Origin of the sequence: Nonomuraea sp. NPDC049141 (assembly GCF_040648415.1) — a bacterium.
Classification (GTDB): Bacteria; Actinomycetota; Actinomycetes; order Streptosporangiales; family Streptosporangiaceae; genus Nonomuraea.
The window spans coordinates 258,579-275,983 of record NZ_JBEZDR010000011.1; the positions used below are offsets into that span (position 1 = coordinate 258,579).

16 protein-coding genes are annotated in these 17,405 nt (G+C 70.2%); 9 read left to right on the forward strand and 7 right to left on the reverse strand.

Annotated elements, in window-relative coordinates:
• Window positions 1-238: 238 nt before the first annotated feature.
• Entirely contained in the window at window positions 239-1,102 is an 864-nt protein-coding gene (locus AB0B91_RS32375) for a class I SAM-dependent methyltransferase (RefSeq protein ID WP_358327542.1), read from the forward strand.
• A 277-nt stretch (window positions 1,103-1,379) separates the two neighbouring features.
• Here AB0B91_RS32375 and AB0B91_RS32380 read toward each other — a convergent pair whose 3' ends face one another.
• Both AB0B91_RS32380 and AB0B91_RS32385 read right to left on the reverse strand, forming a co-directional pair.
• Window positions 1,380-1,769, reverse strand: a complete 390-nt coding sequence (locus AB0B91_RS32380) for a hypothetical protein (protein WP_358327544.1) — start codon at window positions 1,767-1,769, stop codon at window positions 1,380-1,382.
• Window positions 1,770-1,846: 77 nt separating this feature from the next.
• Window positions 1,847-5,089: a BTAD domain-containing putative transcriptional regulator gene (locus AB0B91_RS32385; RefSeq protein WP_358327546.1), complete on the reverse strand. Its 3,243-nt coding sequence runs from the start codon at window positions 5,087-5,089 to the stop codon at window positions 1,847-1,849.
• 87 nt (window positions 5,090-5,176) lie between these two features.
• Between AB0B91_RS32385 and AB0B91_RS32390 the strand changes: the two genes are divergently transcribed.
• Genes AB0B91_RS32390 through AB0B91_RS32400 form a run of 3 tightly spaced genes read left to right on the forward strand, consistent with a single transcriptional unit; the run spans window position 5,177 to window position 7,643 of the window.
• Window positions 5,177-5,815 carry a hemerythrin domain-containing protein gene (locus AB0B91_RS32390; RefSeq protein WP_358327548.1) on the forward strand — a complete coding sequence of 213 codons (639 nt, stop codon included), beginning with the start codon at window positions 5,177-5,179 and terminating at the stop codon, window positions 5,813-5,815.
• 36 nt (window positions 5,816-5,851) lie between these two features.
• Window positions 5,852-6,280 (forward strand): DUF4267 domain-containing protein, encoded by a 429-nt coding sequence (locus AB0B91_RS32395; protein WP_358327550.1) that lies wholly within the window; start codon window positions 5,852-5,854, stop codon window positions 6,278-6,280.
• A 52-nt stretch (window positions 6,281-6,332) separates the two neighbouring features.
• Window positions 6,333-7,643 carry an FAD-binding protein gene (locus AB0B91_RS32400; protein ID WP_358327552.1) on the forward strand — a complete coding sequence of 437 codons (1,311 nt, stop codon included), beginning with the start codon at window positions 6,333-6,335 and terminating at the stop codon, window positions 7,641-7,643.
• A gap of 132 nt (window positions 7,644-7,775) precedes the next feature.
• On the opposite strand, the gene AB0B91_RS32405 is transcribed toward AB0B91_RS32400, so the two are convergent.
• Window positions 7,776-8,387 carry an XRE family transcriptional regulator gene (locus AB0B91_RS32405; protein ID WP_358327554.1) on the reverse strand — a complete coding sequence of 204 codons (612 nt, stop codon included), beginning with the start codon at window positions 8,385-8,387 and terminating at the stop codon, window positions 7,776-7,778.
• Window positions 8,388-8,489: 102 nt separating this feature from the next.
• Here AB0B91_RS32405 and AB0B91_RS32410 point away from each other — a divergent pair, with 102 nt between their 5' ends.
• Window positions 8,490-9,308 carry an MBL fold metallo-hydrolase gene (locus AB0B91_RS32410; RefSeq protein ID WP_358327556.1) on the forward strand — a complete coding sequence of 273 codons (819 nt, stop codon included), beginning with the start codon at window positions 8,490-8,492 and terminating at the stop codon, window positions 9,306-9,308.
• 200 nt (window positions 9,309-9,508) lie between these two features.
• Here AB0B91_RS32410 and AB0B91_RS32415 read toward each other — a convergent pair whose 3' ends face one another.
• Window positions 9,509-10,132, reverse strand: a complete 624-nt coding sequence (locus tag AB0B91_RS32415) for a LysE family translocator (protein WP_358327558.1) — start codon at window positions 10,130-10,132, stop codon at window positions 9,509-9,511.
• A 109-nt stretch (window positions 10,133-10,241) separates the two neighbouring features.
• Between AB0B91_RS32415 and AB0B91_RS32420 the strand changes: the two genes are divergently transcribed.
• The 3 genes from AB0B91_RS32420 to AB0B91_RS32430 all read left to right on the forward strand — a co-directional run bounded on the left by AB0B91_RS32420 (window position 10,242) and on the right by AB0B91_RS32430 (window position 13,649).
• Window positions 10,242-11,195, forward strand: coding sequence for a LysR family transcriptional regulator (locus AB0B91_RS32420; RefSeq protein ID WP_358327559.1), 954 nt, complete (start codon window positions 10,242-10,244; stop codon window positions 11,193-11,195).
• A 959-nt stretch (window positions 11,196-12,154) separates the two neighbouring features.
• Window positions 12,155-12,652 carry a SigE family RNA polymerase sigma factor gene (locus AB0B91_RS32425; RefSeq protein WP_358327561.1) on the forward strand — a complete coding sequence of 166 codons (498 nt, stop codon included), beginning with the start codon at window positions 12,155-12,157 and terminating at the stop codon, window positions 12,650-12,652.
• Between the two features lie 4 nt (window positions 12,653-12,656).
• Window positions 12,657-13,649 carry a hypothetical protein gene (locus AB0B91_RS32430; protein ID WP_358327563.1) on the forward strand — a complete coding sequence of 331 codons (993 nt, stop codon included), beginning with the start codon at window positions 12,657-12,659 and terminating at the stop codon, window positions 13,647-13,649.
• Window positions 13,650-13,700: 51 nt separating this feature from the next.
• On the opposite strand, the gene AB0B91_RS32435 is transcribed toward AB0B91_RS32430, so the two are convergent.
• Genes AB0B91_RS32435 through trpB form a run of 3 tightly spaced genes read right to left on the reverse strand, consistent with a single transcriptional unit; the run spans window position 13,701 to window position 16,455 of the window.
• The gene (locus AB0B91_RS32435) at window positions 13,701-14,456 is read right to left on the reverse strand and encodes a GntR family transcriptional regulator (RefSeq protein ID WP_358327565.1); all 756 of its coding nucleotides are present in this window, start codon (window positions 14,454-14,456) and stop codon (window positions 13,701-13,703) included.
• Window positions 14,453-15,253: a tryptophan synthase subunit alpha gene (gene trpA / locus AB0B91_RS32440; RefSeq protein WP_358327566.1), complete on the reverse strand. Its 801-nt coding sequence runs from the start codon at window positions 15,251-15,253 to the stop codon at window positions 14,453-14,455. Before trpA ends, AB0B91_RS32435 begins: the two co-directional genes overlap by 4 nt.
• Window positions 15,250-16,455, reverse strand: coding sequence for a tryptophan synthase subunit beta (trpB, locus tag AB0B91_RS32445; protein WP_358327568.1), 1,206 nt, complete (start codon window positions 16,453-16,455; stop codon window positions 15,250-15,252). Before trpB ends, trpA begins: the two co-directional genes overlap by 4 nt.
• 408 nt (window positions 16,456-16,863) lie before the next feature.
• Between trpB and AB0B91_RS32450 the strand changes: the two genes are divergently transcribed.
• Window positions 16,864-17,385 carry a hypothetical protein gene (locus tag AB0B91_RS32450; RefSeq protein WP_358327570.1) on the forward strand — a complete coding sequence of 174 codons (522 nt, stop codon included), beginning with the start codon at window positions 16,864-16,866 and terminating at the stop codon, window positions 17,383-17,385.
• The last annotated feature ends 20 nt before the right edge of the window (window positions 17,386-17,405 follow it).

Genomic DNA, 17,405 nt, shown 5'->3' on the forward strand with positions numbered 1-17,405 from the left:
TTGGAACCGAACCGCAGTGGTTGTCACAGAGGCACGCCTCCGGGGGCGTGCCGACTGCAGTTGAGCGGGTGTCGTGTTTCGGTCCCAGGAAAGGATCAGCTGCGTGTGACGCTTGATGAAGATCCTGCCCTTCTGGGGCGGGGACACCACGTGCTCGACATCGCCGAGCACGACCTGGACGTGCCCGTAGCCGGTCTCGGCCAGGAAACGTGCCGCGCGTTCCGTCACGAACGGGTCGATGTCTTCCCTGTTGGATCAACGTGTTGACGGTGATTCAGCGGAAGATCTGGTGTCTGAACGGCGTTGCATCATAACTTTTCGATATATCGACTCAAGATCTGCTGACGGAGATGGAGGCAGTCTGATGTCCAGCGCGCAGTTGTATGACGCCATCGGCGCTGCCTACACCGTGACGCGGCGCACCGAGCCGCGGATCGCCGAGCAGATCTGGACCGCGCTCGGCGATGCGCGGACCGTGCTGAACGTTGGGGCCGGCACCGGGTCCTATGAGCCTCCCGGCCTCGACGTGACTGCGGTAGAGCCATCGGCGGTCATGCGGGCGCAGCGCCCCGCAGGCGCGGCGCCGTGCGTCGATGCCACCGCGGAGAGTCTCCCGTTCGAGGACCAGTCCTTCGACGCCGCGATGGCTTTCGCCACCATCGATCACTGGCAGGACCCGATCGCGGGCCTGCGCGAGATGCGCCGTGTCGCTCGCCGCGTGGTCGTGTTCACCTGCGACGCCAGTGACGCCGATCTCTTCTGGCTGAATCGTGACCACCTGCCGGAGTTCGCCGGCCTCTGGGCTGGCCGGCCTTCGCTGACCGAACTGGTCGGTGCGATCGGAGCTCGGACCGAACCGGTGCTCGTTCCGTGGGACTGCGCTGACGGCTTCTACCACGCCTTCTGGCGCCGGCCCGAGGCATACCTGGACGAGCATGTCCGCCGCGGCATGTCGATCTGGGCCAGGGTCGGCCCGGACGCCGAGCAGCGGGCAGTGCACAGTCTGCGTGATGACCTCGCATCCGGCCGGTGGGCCGCGCGCAACCGCGACCTCTCCGGCCTCGACGCGGCAGAGCTCGGCCTGCGCCTGCTCATCGCCTGATCCCGCCATAGTGCCGGGTCGCGGCCAACGTGTTGACGGCGATTCAGCGGGAGATCTGGCGTCTGAGGGGACCGAACAGGGCACCCGCATCGCCGACAGCGTCCGACGAGGCCTGGGCCAACGCCGCCAAACACTACGACGACGAACAGCTCACCGCACTGGCGACGTTCATCGCCCTTGTCAACGCCACGAACCGCTTCGCCCCGGCGACTACGGGGTTGAGGCACAGTGGTACAGCCGCTAGCGCTGAGAATGATCTTGACGTTTGGAATGGTCGTTAGCGTGTGCGACGGCGGGCGGCTGGGTCGGCTTCGGCGGTGACACGGGCGGAGGTCTCCTCGCCGAGCCGGACGCAGCGGCCCAGGCTTCCGAGGTGCTGGTGGCGGGAATTGGCCTGCGGTTCGGGAGCGGTCCGTCCGTCGGCGGCCAGGTGCTGCAGAGCAGATGTCCGCGACAGCGGGAGCGCGCGATCCGAAGGTGGAAGCGCGACAGTCGGCGAGAAAGACCTGGCCGCTGGTACGGCCGCGCAGCAGGCGGGCGGTACCGGATGCCAGTGGACGTGCTCGATCGCGCCGCCCTTGGAGGTGATGCGGGCGCGCCGGAACTCGAGGTCGAGGTCTTCGATGTTGAGGGAGAGGACCTCTCCGGCGCGAGCCCACTGGTCCATCTCCGCTGGCCACCTTCTCGACTCGTGACAGAGAATGCAGATTCTGTGTCACAGCTGTGCGGCACCATGGGCAGAGGCTAGGTGGTCGTTCGCAACCGGGCCTCGGCGGCCCAGAGGGGTGCGTTCCAGTGGTCGGCGATGGTGGCGGCCCGGGTGAAGTGAGCGGCGGCCTCGTGGTCGCGGCCGAGGAGGACGGCCAGCTCGCCGAGGGTGTGGGCGACCGGGCGCAGCGCCACCGACAGGCTCGTGGCGCCCGCCGGGGGGCCGTTGCGGTGCGGAAGCAGCGTCGCGTAGATCTCCTCGGCGGCGTCGCGGTCGTTCAAGGCGACGATGGCCATCGCGCGCAACGTTGTGAGGAAGGTGAAGAAGAAGTCGGGGCGGATCGGGCTGGGTGACGCGCGGACCTCGCGGGCTTCGGCGTCCAGGCCGTTGGCGTGGAGGGCGAGCGCGAGCAGGTCGGAGGTCATGGGGCCGAGCGCGGCGTGGAGGGCGCGAACGTCGTCCAGGTGCGCACCGAGTGTGCCGTCGTTCAGCCAGATCGTGGCCAGGGCGAGTTGGAGAAAGCCCGTGTGCACCGATCCGGCGCGGCGCATGCCCTCGTCGGCCTTGATGTAGAGGAGTTCGGCGTCGGCGAATCGGCCTTCGATGAGCGCCAGGGTCGCCAGCATGATCTCGGCGACGGCGACCGCCTCGCGCATTCGGTAGGTGCGCGCGAGTTCCAGGACCTCGGTGGTCACCTGGTGCATGGTCACCGGGTCGTTGGCGGCGGCGGCGACGTTGGCATGGTTGAGCAGCCCGCTGACGCGGTAGACCGGCAGGTCGTGCTCGGTGCCGATCTCCACGAGCTCCCGGCAGAGCTCGGCGTCGCCGTGGACTTCCGCCAGGATCTCGAGTGCCGCGGCCCGCAGCCGGGGTCCGGTGGCGAGGTCGAGTGCCTCCTGCGCTGCCTCCAGAACGGTCGGGTCGTCCTCGCCGATCAGTTCGTGCGCGTACGCCGTCAGGAGCCGGGACCGCACCGAAGGGGTCAGTTCGCGCTTCAGCAGGCGGCTCAGGCGGTCGACGATGGGCCGGTCCACTGTGCCGTACGTACGGGCCTGCCAGGGGGTCGGCTCTGTCCACGCGGTGAATGCGGCGATCATCAGGTCGTCGCGGCCCAGGGACTCCGCGTACTCCACGGCTTCACGGCGTGTCTCGCGGGCGGCTCCGACGGCTCCCGCCCGGATCTGCGCGCGCAAGAGCCTGCCGAGCAGTTCGACGCGTTCGTCCGGTCCGGTCGAGTTGGTGACGGCGTCGGTGAGGAGGTCGGCCGCCACGTCGTGGGCGTAGCGGGCCTCGGCAAGCTCGGCGGCCTGGACGCAGTAGCCGACGGCCTTCGGTGAGCCGGCGCGCGCGTAGTGGTGGGCCAGCGCCGCGATGTCGTCGGTGCCTTCAAGAGCGGCGGCGATCCGGGCGTGCATGCGGGCTGTGCGGAGGCGGCTGAGGTCGGCGACGAGGGTGTCCCTGACGAGGGCGTGGACGAAGCGGATGAGGCCTGGGCCGGGCTCGTCGAGGAGCCCGGCGATGACGCCCGCGTCCAGCGCGTCCATCACGCCGTCCTCGTCGGTGTCGGCGGCCTTGACGAGAACGTCCACTGAGCTTTCCCGGCCTGCGACCGCGGCGAGCCGGAGGATGGACACGCCGCCTTCGGGCAGGCGCGCGAGCCGGCGGCGGAGGACGTCCCGTACGCCTTCGGGGACCTCGGAGAGGGCGACCAGCGCGCCTTCGCCGTTCAGCAGCCGGGCGCTTTCGCGCACGTAGAACGGGTTGCCGCCGGTGCGCTCGGCGATCCCTGCGATGGTCTCCTCGTCGGCCTCGCATTCGGTCCGTACGAGCTCCGCGACGGCCTCGTCGTTCAGCCCCGGCAGCGCCAGGCGGAGGGGCGTGGCGCGCGCGAGGGAGGCCAGCGTTTCGGTGAGGTGCCCGCTCTCGTCCGCGCGGTACGCGGCGACGACCAGGATCGGGGCCCGCATGCCGAGGCCGCCGCCGAGCAGTTCCAGCGTGGCGGCGTCCGCCCAGTGCAGGTCGTCCAGCACGACGGCGACCGGGCGTTCCGTGGCGACCGCCGCGAGCCACATCCACACGGCTTGGCGCAGCCGGAACCGTCCGGCGGTGGCGTCGTCGTCCGCCGGTCCGGTGTCGGTGAGCAGCGGCGCGAGGTCGTCCGCGAACTCGCCCGGGGACGTGGTCGCGGCGGTGGCTCTCAGCACCTCAGTCCAGGCCCACGCGGGCGGCGCGCTGTCGATCTCGGGGCAGCGGCCGACGGCGACCAGCCACCCGTCACGTTCGAGCCGCCTGCCGAGGTGGTCCAGCAGCGTCGACTTGCCGAGCCCGGCCTCGCCGGTGACAAGGGCGATGCGGGCGCCGTCGGTGGCGGCCTCGGTGGCGGCCGTGACCAGTGCCGACAGCTGTGCCTCGCGTCCGAAGAACGGCGCCTCGATGATCGGCGCCGGCCGCGGCAGCGGTGCGGTCGGCGGTCGCGGGGGCACGGTCTCGCGCATGACGTCCGTGCGCTGGGTGAGGATCGCCTCCTCCAAGGCCGTCAGGTCCGGGCCAGGGTCGAGCCCGAGCTCCTCGGCGAGGATGCCGCGGGCGCGGCGGAGCGTCGCCAGCGCGTCGGCTTGGCGGCCGCTGCTCCACAGTGCCAGGGCGTGCAGCCGCCAGCCTTCCTCGCGTAGGGGCTCGTCGCGGGTGAGCCGCTCGGCCTCGGGGACCACCGCGGCGGGGTCGCCGATTCGCAGACCCGCCGCGACGTGTAGTTCGGTGGCGACCAGGCGCAGCTCGTTCAGCCGGGCCGTCTCGGCGGCGGCCCACGGCTCGTCGACGACCTCGGCGAACGCCGGTCCCTGCCACAGTCCGAGCGCCTCGGCGAGCCGAGCCTGGGCGACGCGCGGGTCGGTGTCCGTACGGGACTGGTCGAGCAGGTCCTCGAACCGCCACGCGTCCACCGACTCCGGCGGCAGCCGCAGCGCGTAACCGGGCGGCGCGCTCACCAGCAGCCGGGCCGGTGTGCGCGGCGGACGTCCGGGCTCCAGCAGCCGGCGCAGGTTGGACACGTACGCCTGCAAGGACATCAGCGCCCGCGCGGGCGGCTCCCCGCGCCACAGGTTCTCGATCATCCGGTCGACCGGCACGAGATGCCCACGCGCCGCCACCAGCAACGCCAGCACGCCCCGCTGCCGCGGCCCGCCGAGGTGGACGGTCTCACCGTTCACCTCGGCTGCGAACGGGCCCAGCACCCGGATGAAGACCATGATCCGCACATCATACGTGGGCGGTTCCAAGTCGGCTCCAAGTCCCCTCCAAATACCCCGGAGCAGCCTGAACACATCGCAACCGCCCCGGTCGCAATCCAGCAGAGGCAGGAACAGATGAGCGTCAACACCCAGGACATGGAGATCGTCCACCGCGTGCTCCGCCGTGAGTCACGGCTGCTGGTGGAGCTCGTCGCGGCCGTCACCCCGGGTGACACCGCTCGCGCCGAGGTGATCGCCGACCACTTCCGCGTCTACCGCATGGGCCTGCACAACCATCACGAGGGCGAGGACGAGCTGCTGTGGCCGCCGCTCCTTTCCCGGGTGGATCTGGAGGCCGACATCGTCCTGCGCATGCAGGCCCAGCACGAACGCATCGCGGTCACCCTGACCAGGCTGGACGCCGCGGTCCCCGCATGGGAGGCCACCGCGGGCGCCGACGAACGCGACACCCTCGTGGCCGCCCTCACCGAGCACCGCGCGGTCCTGATGGAACACCTCGACGACGAGGAGGCCACCCTCCTCCCGCTCGCGGCCAAGCACATCACCGAACAGGAGTGGGCCTCTCTGGGCGACCACCTGGTGAACAACACCCCCAAACTCACCCTGCTCACGCTCTTCGGCGCCGTCCTGGAAGACGCGAACCCGGCCGAGCGCGCCATCGTCCTCAGCGGACTCCCCACCCCGGTCCGCGCCATCTGGCACGTCATCGGCCGCCCTCGCTACGCCCGCCACATCCGCCGTGTCCGCGGCTGAACCCCTGCCCAGTCTGAACATCAAAGGAGAAGAACCATGTCGCTGAAGAAGCTCAACACCGTCCTGGCCACCGTCGTCGTCCTGTTCACCCTCTACCTCGGGTTGTCCTTCGTCCTGCCCCTCGGGACCACCTTCCCGGGGCTGGCGAACTGGCCCTCTGACGGCAGCGGCTTCTCCATCGTGAAGGGCAGCCGCGAGATCGCGATGGGCCTGGCCATGGGCATCCTGCTGGTGACGGGCCACCGCCGCCCGTTGGGCTGGGTCCTGCTGATGGTGGCCGTCGCCCCGTTCGGCGACATGGTCAACGTCCTGGCCCACCACGGATCCACGGCCGTCGCGTTCGGCATCCACGGCCTGACCTCGGCGCTGATCGCGGTCACGGGGTTGCTGACCCTCCGCGAGACCAGCAAGGCGCGCAAGGCCCAGGAGACCGCCACCCCAGCGCCCGCCACGCAGCCCGCCTGACGTCCCCGCAGTGCAGCACGGTTTTTCTGACAACTCGAAAAGGGAGACGACGATGACGATCAACGATCTGCGCGGTGTCCTCAAGGGGCGCGTGCTCCTGCCCGGTGACGACGGCTTTGAACAGGCGGCCACCGCGTGGAATCTGACTGTCAGGCAGCCCGTGGCGGCCGTGGCGGAGGCCGCGGATGCCGATGACGTGGCGGCGCTCGTGCGTTACGCGCGGCGGGCGGGTATGACGGTGACCGCGCAGCCGAGCGGGCATGGCGCCTCGGGTGATGTGGAAGGCCTGATCCTGTTGCGTACCGGCCTGCTGAACGCGGTGGAGGTACGCGCGGAGGAGCGCGTGGTCCGGGTGGGCGCGGGCGTGAAGTGGGGGCAGGTGCTGGCGGCAGCCGGTCCGCTGGGTCTGACCGGCCTGTCCGGCAGCGCGCCGGGGGTCAGCGTGACCGGCTACACCCTGGGCGGTGGGGTCGGCTGGTTCAGCCGCAAGTACGGCTTCGCCTCCGACAGTGTGCGGGCTATCGACATCGTGGACGCCGATGGCGAGCCGGGCCGGGTGACCGCCGAGTCCGATCCCGAGCTGTTCTGGGCGCTGCGCGGCGGTGGCGGGGACTTCGCGGTGGTGACTGCCCTCGAACTCGAGCTGTATCCCGCGCCGGTCCTGTACGGCGGGCGCGTGATCTGGCCGGAGCACCGGACCAGGGAGGTGTACGACGCGTTCCTGGAGATCACCGCCGAGGCGCCACGTGAGCTCAGTGTCTGGATCAACCGGCTCCAGCCACCCGGCGCGTCGCCGATGGTGACGCTGGATCTGGCCTACCTGGGTGAGGCGGCTCAGGGGGAGGACCTGCTGGTGCGCATCGACAAGATCGGGGGCGCGATCTCCGACAGCCGCGGCGTCGTCCCCGTTGCCGACCTGGGTGACATCACCGCCGAGCCCACCGATCCGGCCCCATCCATCGCTCGTGCGGAGCTGCTCACCGGCCTGGACGCGGACGCGGTGGAGCTCCTGCTGGCCAAGCCGGTCGAACCGCTCATCAACGTGCAGATCAGGCACCTGGGCGGGGCGCTCGCCGAGCCGGGCGGCGGGGCCGGTGCGAGCGGCGCGGTGGCTGAGCCGTACCTGCTCGGCCTGCTGGGTCTCGGCCTGCCGCACGTGGCCGATGCGACGCGCGCCAAGCAGGCCGAGGTCGTGGCCGACCTGAAGGCCTACATCAGCGGCCGCAAGCCGTACACCCTGCTGTCCCCCGGTGAAACGGCGGCGAAGTCCTTCTCCGGCAGCGCGCTCGCGCGGCTGCGGGAGATCAAGCGGGCCCGTGACCCGCACAACGTGTTCCGCGCGAACTACCCGGTGCTCGGATAGATCGGCACGTGGCCCGATTCTCCGGGTGGCCTCCATCGGCCGTGCCGGGGTCGCGGGCAGGCGCCTTCCCCGTTCGGACATCGCCGGGAAATGCGGTGGACGAACGGGGAGTGCATCGGACCGACACGCCGCTCAGGTTCTGCGCGAGATGACCATGATGTATTCGCAGGGAGCGTTCGTTCGGTTGGCGAAGCCGTGGTCCGCGTCGGCCTGGAAGAACAGGGAGTCGCCGGTGTTCAGGGTCTCGCTGATCCCGCCGATCGCGACGGTGAGGGTGCCTTCGAGCACCACGAGTTGTTTCTCCGTACCCGGCGGATACGCGGGCAGCAGCCCGGTAGAGACCTGCGCGGGGAGGTAGTGGACGACCATCTCGGCTTCTCCCGCGCCCGGGGCCGCTGACACCATGTGCCGCTCGAAGCCGGTTTCCGGGTCACGGAAAACGGGGCGATCGTTCTTTCGCATGACAATGGCCACACCAGACGCGGCAGCAGCGGGCGCACCGATCAGGTCCGAGAGCGACGCGTCGAGCGCGTGGGCGATCCTGGACGCGACGCCGATCGTCGGGCTCTTCTCACCGCGTTCGACCTTGGACAGCATCGCCCGGCTGACCGACGACTGTGTGGACAGCTGCTCCAGCGTCAGGCCCGCCTCCTCGCGGCGTCGCCGCACGTTACCGCCGAACGCGCCGGCCAGGTCGTCACCGTGCTGTGGTTCGGCCGCCGCGTTTCCGTCTTGCTCGACCACCGTGCTCCTCGATCGATGGGTATCTCGCTGCCCACAGTGTAGGGTTTCTCCTAAAGAAGATATGGTCTTCTATCGAAGACACGCGCACACGACGGAGGTTCCATGCGTTTGATCTCGAGTGGCCAGCACCATGCCACGTTCGAATTCGGCGAGCTGCAGGTGATCTCATTGCGAGACGGGTACATCGACATGCCGCCGACACGGCTCCGCGACGAGGATGGGCGCACGCTCGATGAGCTGCCGGCCGCCGTCCCGCTGGCCGGCGACAACTTGCGGCTGTCGGTCAACGCCTTCTTCGTCACCGACGGCACGCGGTCGCTTCTCATCGACACCGGCGCGTCCAACGCCTGGCACGACCCCACCATGGGATTGATCTACGACGCGCTCGACGAAGCGGGAATCGACCGCGCGCAGGTCACCGATGTGGCCATCACCCACAAGCACGAAGACCACGTGAGCGGCCTGATCGCGCCGGACGGTTCAGAGGCGTTCACCGAGCTCGAGCGCGTGTGGATCGGCGCGGGCGACACCTCGGTGTTCACGGGGCGGCTCGAGCCGATCCGCGACCGGGTCGTACCCGTGTCGGAGAAGATCGCGATCAACGACTGGACCACCGCGATCCCGGCACCGGGCCACACACCCGGTCACACCGTCTACGACGTCAGGAGCGGCACCGGCCACCTTCTCGTCTGGGGCGACACCGTTCACGTTCCCACGCTCCAATTCGATCAGCCGAACGTCTCCTGGGAGCTCGACGGCAACCAGTCCCAGGCCCGCGCCGCGCGAGCGGCCCTCCTCGAACAACTGACCCAACCACACCACTTCGTGGCCGGCGCCCACCTCGACTCACCCGGCATCGCCCGCGTAACCCCCTCCGGCGACGGTTATGCGCTGGAATACCTCGCACCACCGATCGGCTGATTCGGGCCTGTCGGCTCCGGGCCGCGCTCGCGATGGCGGCCAAGGAGAGCAAGCTCGTCTGGCCCGGCTGGTCGCCCACGAACTCGACCACCTGGACGGCCGCCTCCACACCAGCCGCATGCGCGACGGCCTCCAGCGAGGAATACCGCGGCATCGGCCAGCCGCGGATCTACGGGCACCGCCCGGCGACCTGTACCGGCTCAGAAGCCTGCCGCCACCGCGGCGCCCAGCCCCAGCAGGACGACGCCGGTGGTCACGCTGAGTCCCCGCAGGACGGTCGGCTGCGATATCAGGGCGCGCCCTCGGCCGACGGCCCAGGTGAGCAACATGTACCAGGAGGCGCTGACGAGCGCCCACAGGGCTCCCAGGGCGACGGTCGACAGGAACACCGGGCCGTTCGCGGTCACGAACTGAGGCAGCACCGAGACGGCGAACACGCCCGCCTTGGGGTTGCCGAGGTTGGTGCTCAGGCCGGTGAGATATCCGCCCGCGAATCCAGTGCGCCGCCCGCCCTCGCGGGGCGGGCGGGTGGAGACGCTGGTGAGCGCGGTCCGTAGCGTCTTCACCCCGAGGATCATCAGCACGATGCCGCCTGCGATTCGGAGCACCGCGTACGCGGTGGGGCTGGCCAGCAGGACGGCGGACAGCCCGGCCGCGGCGGCCGTGGACCACAGCAGGAAGCCGCTGGCATTGCCCGCGAGCGTGCCTCGGAGCGTACGTTGGCCACCTTCCAGAACCTGCCGGATCATCAGGGCTTGACTCGCGCCTGGCAGCATCGCCAGCAGCAAGGTGGTGGCGATGAAAACGGGCACATGCGTGGGCATGGGAAAGAACCCCTTCCGGGGATTGCGGCCGATGGGTGCCCCATCAGGCTTCCCGTCCCGCACCCCTAAGACAAGTTAAAACAGGAGGGTGCAGCATTAGAATTAGTGAATGGTGGTGGATCCGGGACAGCTGCGCCTTCTCGCGTTGATCGAGCGGCACGGCTCCTTGACGGCGGCGGCTCACGCACTCCGGCTCACGCCCGCGGCGGTCACACAGCAGGTGGTCAAGGCCGAGCGCGACTGGCAGGTGCCGCTGGTCATCCGTGGTCCTCGCGGGGCAACGCTCACCGCGGCCGGTGCGCTGCTGGCCTCCCACGGTCGAACTGTGGAGGAGGCATCGGACAGGGCCGAGGCGGAACTGGCCGCACTGCTCGGTCACCTCTCGCTCCGTCTGCGGATCGGGACGTTCCAGGCGGCTGCCCTGCACCTGCTGCCACCGGCCCTGACGGCGCTGCGCCACCGCCATCCGGACGCCGACGTCTCGGTCGTAGACGTGGTGTCCGGACGCGGAACGGACGAGATCAGCGCGGGGCGCCTGGACGTGGCCATCGTCGCGTCCTGGGGCACGCCGCTCGCGCCGCCCCCACACGTACGGGCCCACTCGCTCCTGTTGGACCCGATGGTCGTGGTTCTCCCCGATGACCATCCACTGGTCACCGGGCAGCCCGCGGACAGCGAACTCCACCTGGAACAACTGCGCGACGAATCGTGGGTTTCCATTCTGGCCGGCCATGCCGCCCGCGGACAGTTCCACGACGCTGCCCGCGCGGCCGGCTTCACTCCCACGGTGCGGTTCGAGACCGAGTCCTACGACGTCGCCCAGGCCCTCGTCGGCACCGGCATCGCAGTGGCCCTGGTCTCGCGCCTGGCCCTGACCCATGCGCCTGGCACCACCCATCGCGAACTGGCCCACCCCAGGCCCTACCGCCGGCTCTACGCCGTGACCAAAACAGACGCCAGCCTCACACCACTCGCAGACCTGCTCATCGACCTCCTCCGTGATGTCGCACGCGACATCACCGCCGCCTGGGAGGCTCCCCTGCATGAAGAACAACCGTTCTGAATCGACACCACCTGGTCCGGAGCGGCCGGCCCCGCTCCGACCGACCATCGACGCCGGCAGCCGGCTCGGGGTCGGAGGCTCGATGCGGTCATTGACCTGTTGGGCCACGTACGCCACCGCAAGCAATTCAGGGAACCGGGCATCCACCTCGAAGAACTTCAGCAGCAGCGCGAAGCCTGACCGGTTCGCCCCCGACCTCCGTCACAGCTACAACGGACGCGACCAAGATGATGCGGCCACCTCACGGCAACTCCCGTCGGTGCGGCGATCTGGATCTGCGCGGGCACGCTCGTCGTCGCCGCCCTCATGCTCTCCACCCGCGGACGCGGTGCTTTAACTCAGGGCTCATAGTGGGTAGCGAGGTTTTCGATGGTGTGGAGTTCCTGGTCGATTTTCGCGAGGGCGGCGCGGCGGGACTGCGACCCGCTCGGGCCGGGCGCCGGGGTCCGCACGCGCCGGCAGCGGTCCCGACTGGTTCCGGGTACTGGACCTCGATGACCGAATCTACGCCGCCCGCTACAGCCTCGCCGACCCCACATTGGCCCCGCCCGGGCACGAACTCATCCAGATCTCCGCCGCATGCGCCCCAAACGAGCGAAAAACCGACGCCGAACGCCGTGTACAGCATCTTCTTGACCAGTCATGGCCCGGCTGGCGCGCCGCGGTGCAGTGGCACCGCAGCGCCCTCCGCACACACTGCACCGGAGCCATCGACCTGCCCGGGACAACCTGGCACGACCGCCCGGCCATCAGCCGCGGCGGCACCCTCACCGTGGCCACAGACCAATCCGCCGCGCCCGGACTGCTGGCCGAGGTCGGAATCGCCGCCGCGCAACTCGCCCTCCAGCAACTGGGAAATCGGAGCGAGAACGATCATGAACTACTTCTTGAGACTGAGCAACCTTCTGTGCCTCCGGCGGCGTAAGGGCGGGTGACTGTCGCCTGAGGAAGGACCGTACATGGCGGATGGATCGGAGTACGACGCGTTCGTCGAGGCGTCGTGGCACCGGCTGCTCCGCACCGCCTACCTGCTCGCCCGTGACTGGGGAGCGGCCGAGGACCTGGTGCAGACAGCGCTGCTGAAGGCGTGGCAGGCCTGGCCGCGCCTGGGAGAGGAGCGTGAGGCGTACGTCCGCAAGATCATTGTGAACCTGCACGTCTCCTGGTGGCGGCGTCGCTGGAGACAGGCCGAGCTGACCAGCGAGTCGCCGCCCGACCAGACGCGGGCGGCCGACCACATGGGACAGGCCGACGACCGCGAACTGGTCTGGCAGGCACTCGGCCGCTTGCCCGCCCGGCAACGGGCCGTCGTTGTGCTGCGGTATTTCGAGGACCTGACCGAGGCCCAGACCGCTTCGACGCTCGGCTGCAGCGTCGGGACGGTCAAGAGCCAGGCGAGCCGGGCGCTGGCCAAGCTTCGGGTGGACGAGTCGTTCGCGTACGACAGGAGGGGGTAGCGCCATGCCTATCGACCAGGGAGAACTCCGCGACCTGCTGGACGAGCGCAGCCGTCCCGCGCTCGACCGCCCGATCCCGTGGCACTCACTGCGGGCCGGGACGCGCGGCGCGCGGCGGCGCCGGTTGTCGGCCGTCACTGCCGCTGTCACTGTCGCCGTCGCGGTCGTCGCCGCGGGAACTGTCGTCAGCCTGCGCGGGCCGGACCAAGTCGATCAGCCGACCACCGCGAGCGTGACCGAGAAGCTCCCGATCCAGTACGAGGAGTCCGACGGCACCGTCTACCGCAGGCTCGCCACGGCGACCTTCGACCCGTCGCGCGAAGAATCGAGGACGTTCCAAGTGGAGGTGAGCGGGAAGCCGGTGGCCATCCTGCCCGACTGCCCGTCCCCCAAAGCGGCGCCACCGCAGGTCAGAGCCCGGGTGCCGGGCCTGAACAAGGACTTGCCGCTGTTTCTGATGAACTCGTGCGCGCGGGGCAAAGCGGCCGACATGCAGCCCTTCCCCGCCGGGACGCGGACGGTGAAATTCACCGTCAAGCCCTACCCTGGGAGCACGCTTCCGGGAAAATGGCGGTTCGGCGTGTACGAGTGGACGCCGCCGACCACAATGAGGACCGCCTCGCCCCCGGTCGACCCGCCCGCGAAGATCGGGAAGGACCTCAGCCTGGTCACCAAGGGCAGCACCACCTGGCCCGGCACCCGCGAGGTGACACTCACCGTGCCGAACAGGGGCCGCGGCCTGGCCATCGTCACCTACTGCGGGGACGGCCTCGCCGAGCGGCTCAACCAGAAGCTGTGGGTGAACGGGCGCCCGGTCAAGGGCTCCATCGACTGCTCCGCCCCGCCGACCACCAGCGGAGCCGGCTACCTCGACATGGGCAAACGGCCGCGCAGTGAGAAGACGACAACGATCAGGGTCCGGCTGGAGACGTCCATCCCCGAGTACCTGCGGCGCCCCGGAACGCTGACATTGGCCGTTTATGACTACGACCTATGACGGGGCGTGATCCTGCTCGTCGCCACGGCGGGATGGACCGCACACAGGCTCTCAGCTGGTGGCGCCCCAGGTGAGAGAGAGGCCGGTGGCGGCGCGTTCGGTGCGGATCTCCATCATGCTGCCGAGGATGGTGGCATGGTCGGACACGACGGGCGTGGCGTCGAGCGTGTAGGTGATCCGGGTGCTGACGAGCACCGGGCTGCCCTGCGGCTCGTGGAGGTGGCGGGCGGCGGCGGGGTCGAGCAGACCGGGCCGGACCACCTCGGACGCCTGGGCGACCGTCACGCCCGCGTCGGCGAGGGCCGTGTAGAGGGAGACGGCGGTGAAGTCGCGGTCGCGGATCTGGTCGGCCACCGGCCGGCGGACCCAGGACACCTGGTGTACGGCGGGACGTCCCGCGAACTCACGGACCCGCTCCAGCCGCAGGGCGGTGTCGCCGGGAGGCAGCCGCAGCTCCGCGGCGATCCGGGCGGGGACCCGGCGCACCGCCCGCCCGGCCACCGCGGTGCGCACGTCGTGGCCCTGTTTCCGCAGGTCGTCGACCAGGCTGCGGAGCGAGTCGAGCTGGTACGCCAGGTGCGGCGGGGCGACGAACGTGCCCCTGCCGGGCTGCTGCACGATCAGCTTCTCGTCGCTGAGCTCCCGCAGCGCCTGGCGCAGCGTCATGAGGGTCACCCCGTAGGAGGCGCTCAGCTCCCGTTGCGGCGGCAGGGCCGCACCGGGGGCGTAGTGTCCCGACCGGATCTTCGCGGCGAGGTCGGCGGCGATGGCGCGGTATCTCGCCTCGTGTCCGGCGTCGAGGGTCATCGTGGTCGGTCACACTCCTGGTCGAGGGCTTGCCGCAGGGTCGCGAGGAAGGCCCGCAGGTCGTCCGGCCCAGCCCCGTCGAGCACCCGCCGCATGACCGCGGCGCCGACCACCACGCCGTCGGCGTGCCGGCGGGCTTCGCGTGCCTGGTCCGGGGTGGAGATGCCAAATCCTAGCAAGACCGGCCGGTCGGTGACGCGCCTGATCCGCTCGGTGAGCTCCGCCGCCGAAGCGGCGAGGCCGGCCCGCTCACCGGTGGTGCCCATCAGCGACACCGCGTAGACGAATCCGCGGCTGCGGCCCGAGATCTCCGCCAGCCGCGGCTGCGGCGTCGCCGGGGACGCCAGCAGGACCAGCTCGATCCCGGCGGTGGCGGCCACGTCCGTCAGCTCGTCCGCCTCGTGCATCGGCAGGTCGGGCACGATCAGGCCGCCGACGCCGGCCCGGCGCAGCGCGGCGCAGAACGCCTCGGGGCCGTCGTTCAGCACCAGGTTGTAGTAGGTGCTGACGACCAGCGGCACGCCCAGGTCCGGCAGGCCGGACAGGTCGGCGAGGATCCGGCGGGCGCTCGCCCCCCGGGCCAGTGCCGTGTCGCCGGCCTGCTGGATGGTGACGCCGTCCAGCGTGGGGTCGGAGAAGGGCAGGCCGACCTCGATCGCGTCCGCCCCGGCGGCGGCGAAGGCCCGCAGATAGTCCGTCCAGCCGGGCGTGATCCCCCCGGTGACGTACGGCATGAGCAGGCCTCTGCCGGTGTCCCGGCGGGCACGGAGGTGGCGCTCTACCTGGGTGGCGTTCACAGCAGCTCCTTCAGGGTCGAGACGTCCTTGTCGCCTCGGCCGGACAACGTCATCAGCACCGTCGATCCTGCGGGCAGGTCACCGGCGCCCGCCGCGCGGATCACCCAGGCGAGGGCGTGCGCCGATTCGAGCGCGGGGACGATGCCTTCGGTACGCGCCAGCCGTACCGCCGCGTCGACCGCCTCGTCGTCGGTCACCGTCATGTAGCGGGCCCGGCCCAGGTCGCGCAGGTGGGCGTGCTCCGGGCCGACTCCCGGGTAGTCGAGCCCGGCGGCGATGGAGTGCGCCTGGGTGATCTGCCCGTCGTCGTCCTGCAGGAACAGCGAGCGGCAGCCGTGCAGGACGCCGAGCCGGCCGCGGGCCGCCCCGGCGCCACCCTCGGCCTCGACACCGACCAGGCGCGCCGGGGTGTCGGCGAATCCGGCGAACGTGCCGGCCGCGTTGGAGCCGCCGCCGACGCACGCGACCACATAGTCCGGGACGCCGGTCCGCAGCTCGGCGGCGCACTGCCCGCGGGCCTCGTCACCGATGACCCGCTGGAACTCCCTGACCATCCAAGGGTAGGGATCCGGCCCGACGACCGAGCCGATGCAGTAGTGGGAGTCGCCGGTCGCGCCCACCCAGTGCCGCATGGCCTCGCTGGTCGCGTCCTTGAGGGTACGGCTGCCCGTGGTCACCGGGACCACCTCGGCGCCCAGCATGCGCATCCGGAAGACGTTCAGCGCCTGCCGCTCGATGTCGCGCTCGCCCATGAACACCGTGGCCTCCAGCCCGAGCAGCGCGGCGGCGGTCGCGGTGGCCACCCCGTGCTGGCCCGCGCCCGTCTCGGCGATCAGTCTGCGCCGTCCCATCCGGGTGGCCAGCAGGGCCTGGCCCAGCACGTTGTTGATCTTGTGGGATCCGGTGTGGGTGAGATCCTCGCGCTTGAGGTACAGCCGCACGCCCAGCGCCTCCGACAGCCGGCGGACCGGTGTGAGCGGGGTCGGCCGCCCGACGTGCACGGCGAGCAGCCGCGCCAGGGCGCCGCGGAACCCCGGATCCGCCCAGGCCTCCCGGAACGCCTCGTCCACCTCGCGGCACGCCTCCACCAGGGACTCCGGCGCGTACCGTCCGCCGTACTCGCCGAACCGGCCCCGCGCTCGGGGCTCGCCCATCGTCCCGTCCAGCGGGACCGGCTCACGCCACGGCAACAGGTTGCGCATGCCATCCTCCGATCGTTCTATAACTCATCGATGAGTTCTATAACAGTGAGTGTGGCACGGACGGCGTGGACGCGCCACCACCGGCGCTCGGCACGGCAGCCGGGAGGGCCCCTTGGCGTGACGAAGCGGCGGGCACGGGATCCCTGGCGCGTGGGTCGAATCCCTGTAGCAAGTTCCTGACCTGCGAATTTGATTGTCCTAATAGCTCTGGACAACATCCGGATGATCGGACGGGGCAGATCGCTTGCCGTTTTCCGGCATGGGCGGTCAGAGTGTTGCCGTTCCCAGTGCCGGTGTTCGATATCGGCGCCATTGGCAGCGTGCGGATATTCCGCTGAATCGCTGTGCGCGGTTGGTCGGGGACTCCCGAGTCGGATAGTGCAGAGGATTTCTTTGAAAGGAGATCCGATGGTCGGACGAAAAGGGATTACAGGAGCGGCGCTCGTCGTCGGCCTGACGGCCGGGCTCATGGCGGGGTCGTCCGCGTCAGCGCAGGCGGAGCTGGGCGTCACCGCCGTCTCGGACGGCTCGGCCGTCCTGGCGCCGGGCTGGTCGGCGAAGGCCTACCTGGGGATCGGGTACCACGACCGCTGCAAGGGCTGGCAGCGGATAATTACGCCGTACAAGAGCGGCGACCACATCACGACCAGCAGGCAGGTCCATTGCGAGAAAGGCGAGTGGGGCCGCCGGGCCGTGGTCAAGACGACTCTCCAGCAGTATCGCGGCCTCGGTTTCTGGCGGACGAAGGCCACCTCGGAGGTGAAGAAGGGAAGGGCGGCGTTCACCGTGACGACGACCCCTTCGTGGAAGTGCTCCGGCGGTAGTCAGCTCTACCGCAACCAGACGAAGGTGCATCTCTACTCCGTCCTGCGTGGCAGCGAAGTGGCCACCCTGTACAAGCGGACGCAGGAGCGCCGGATCCGGTGTTGATCCCGGGCTGGGACGGGGAC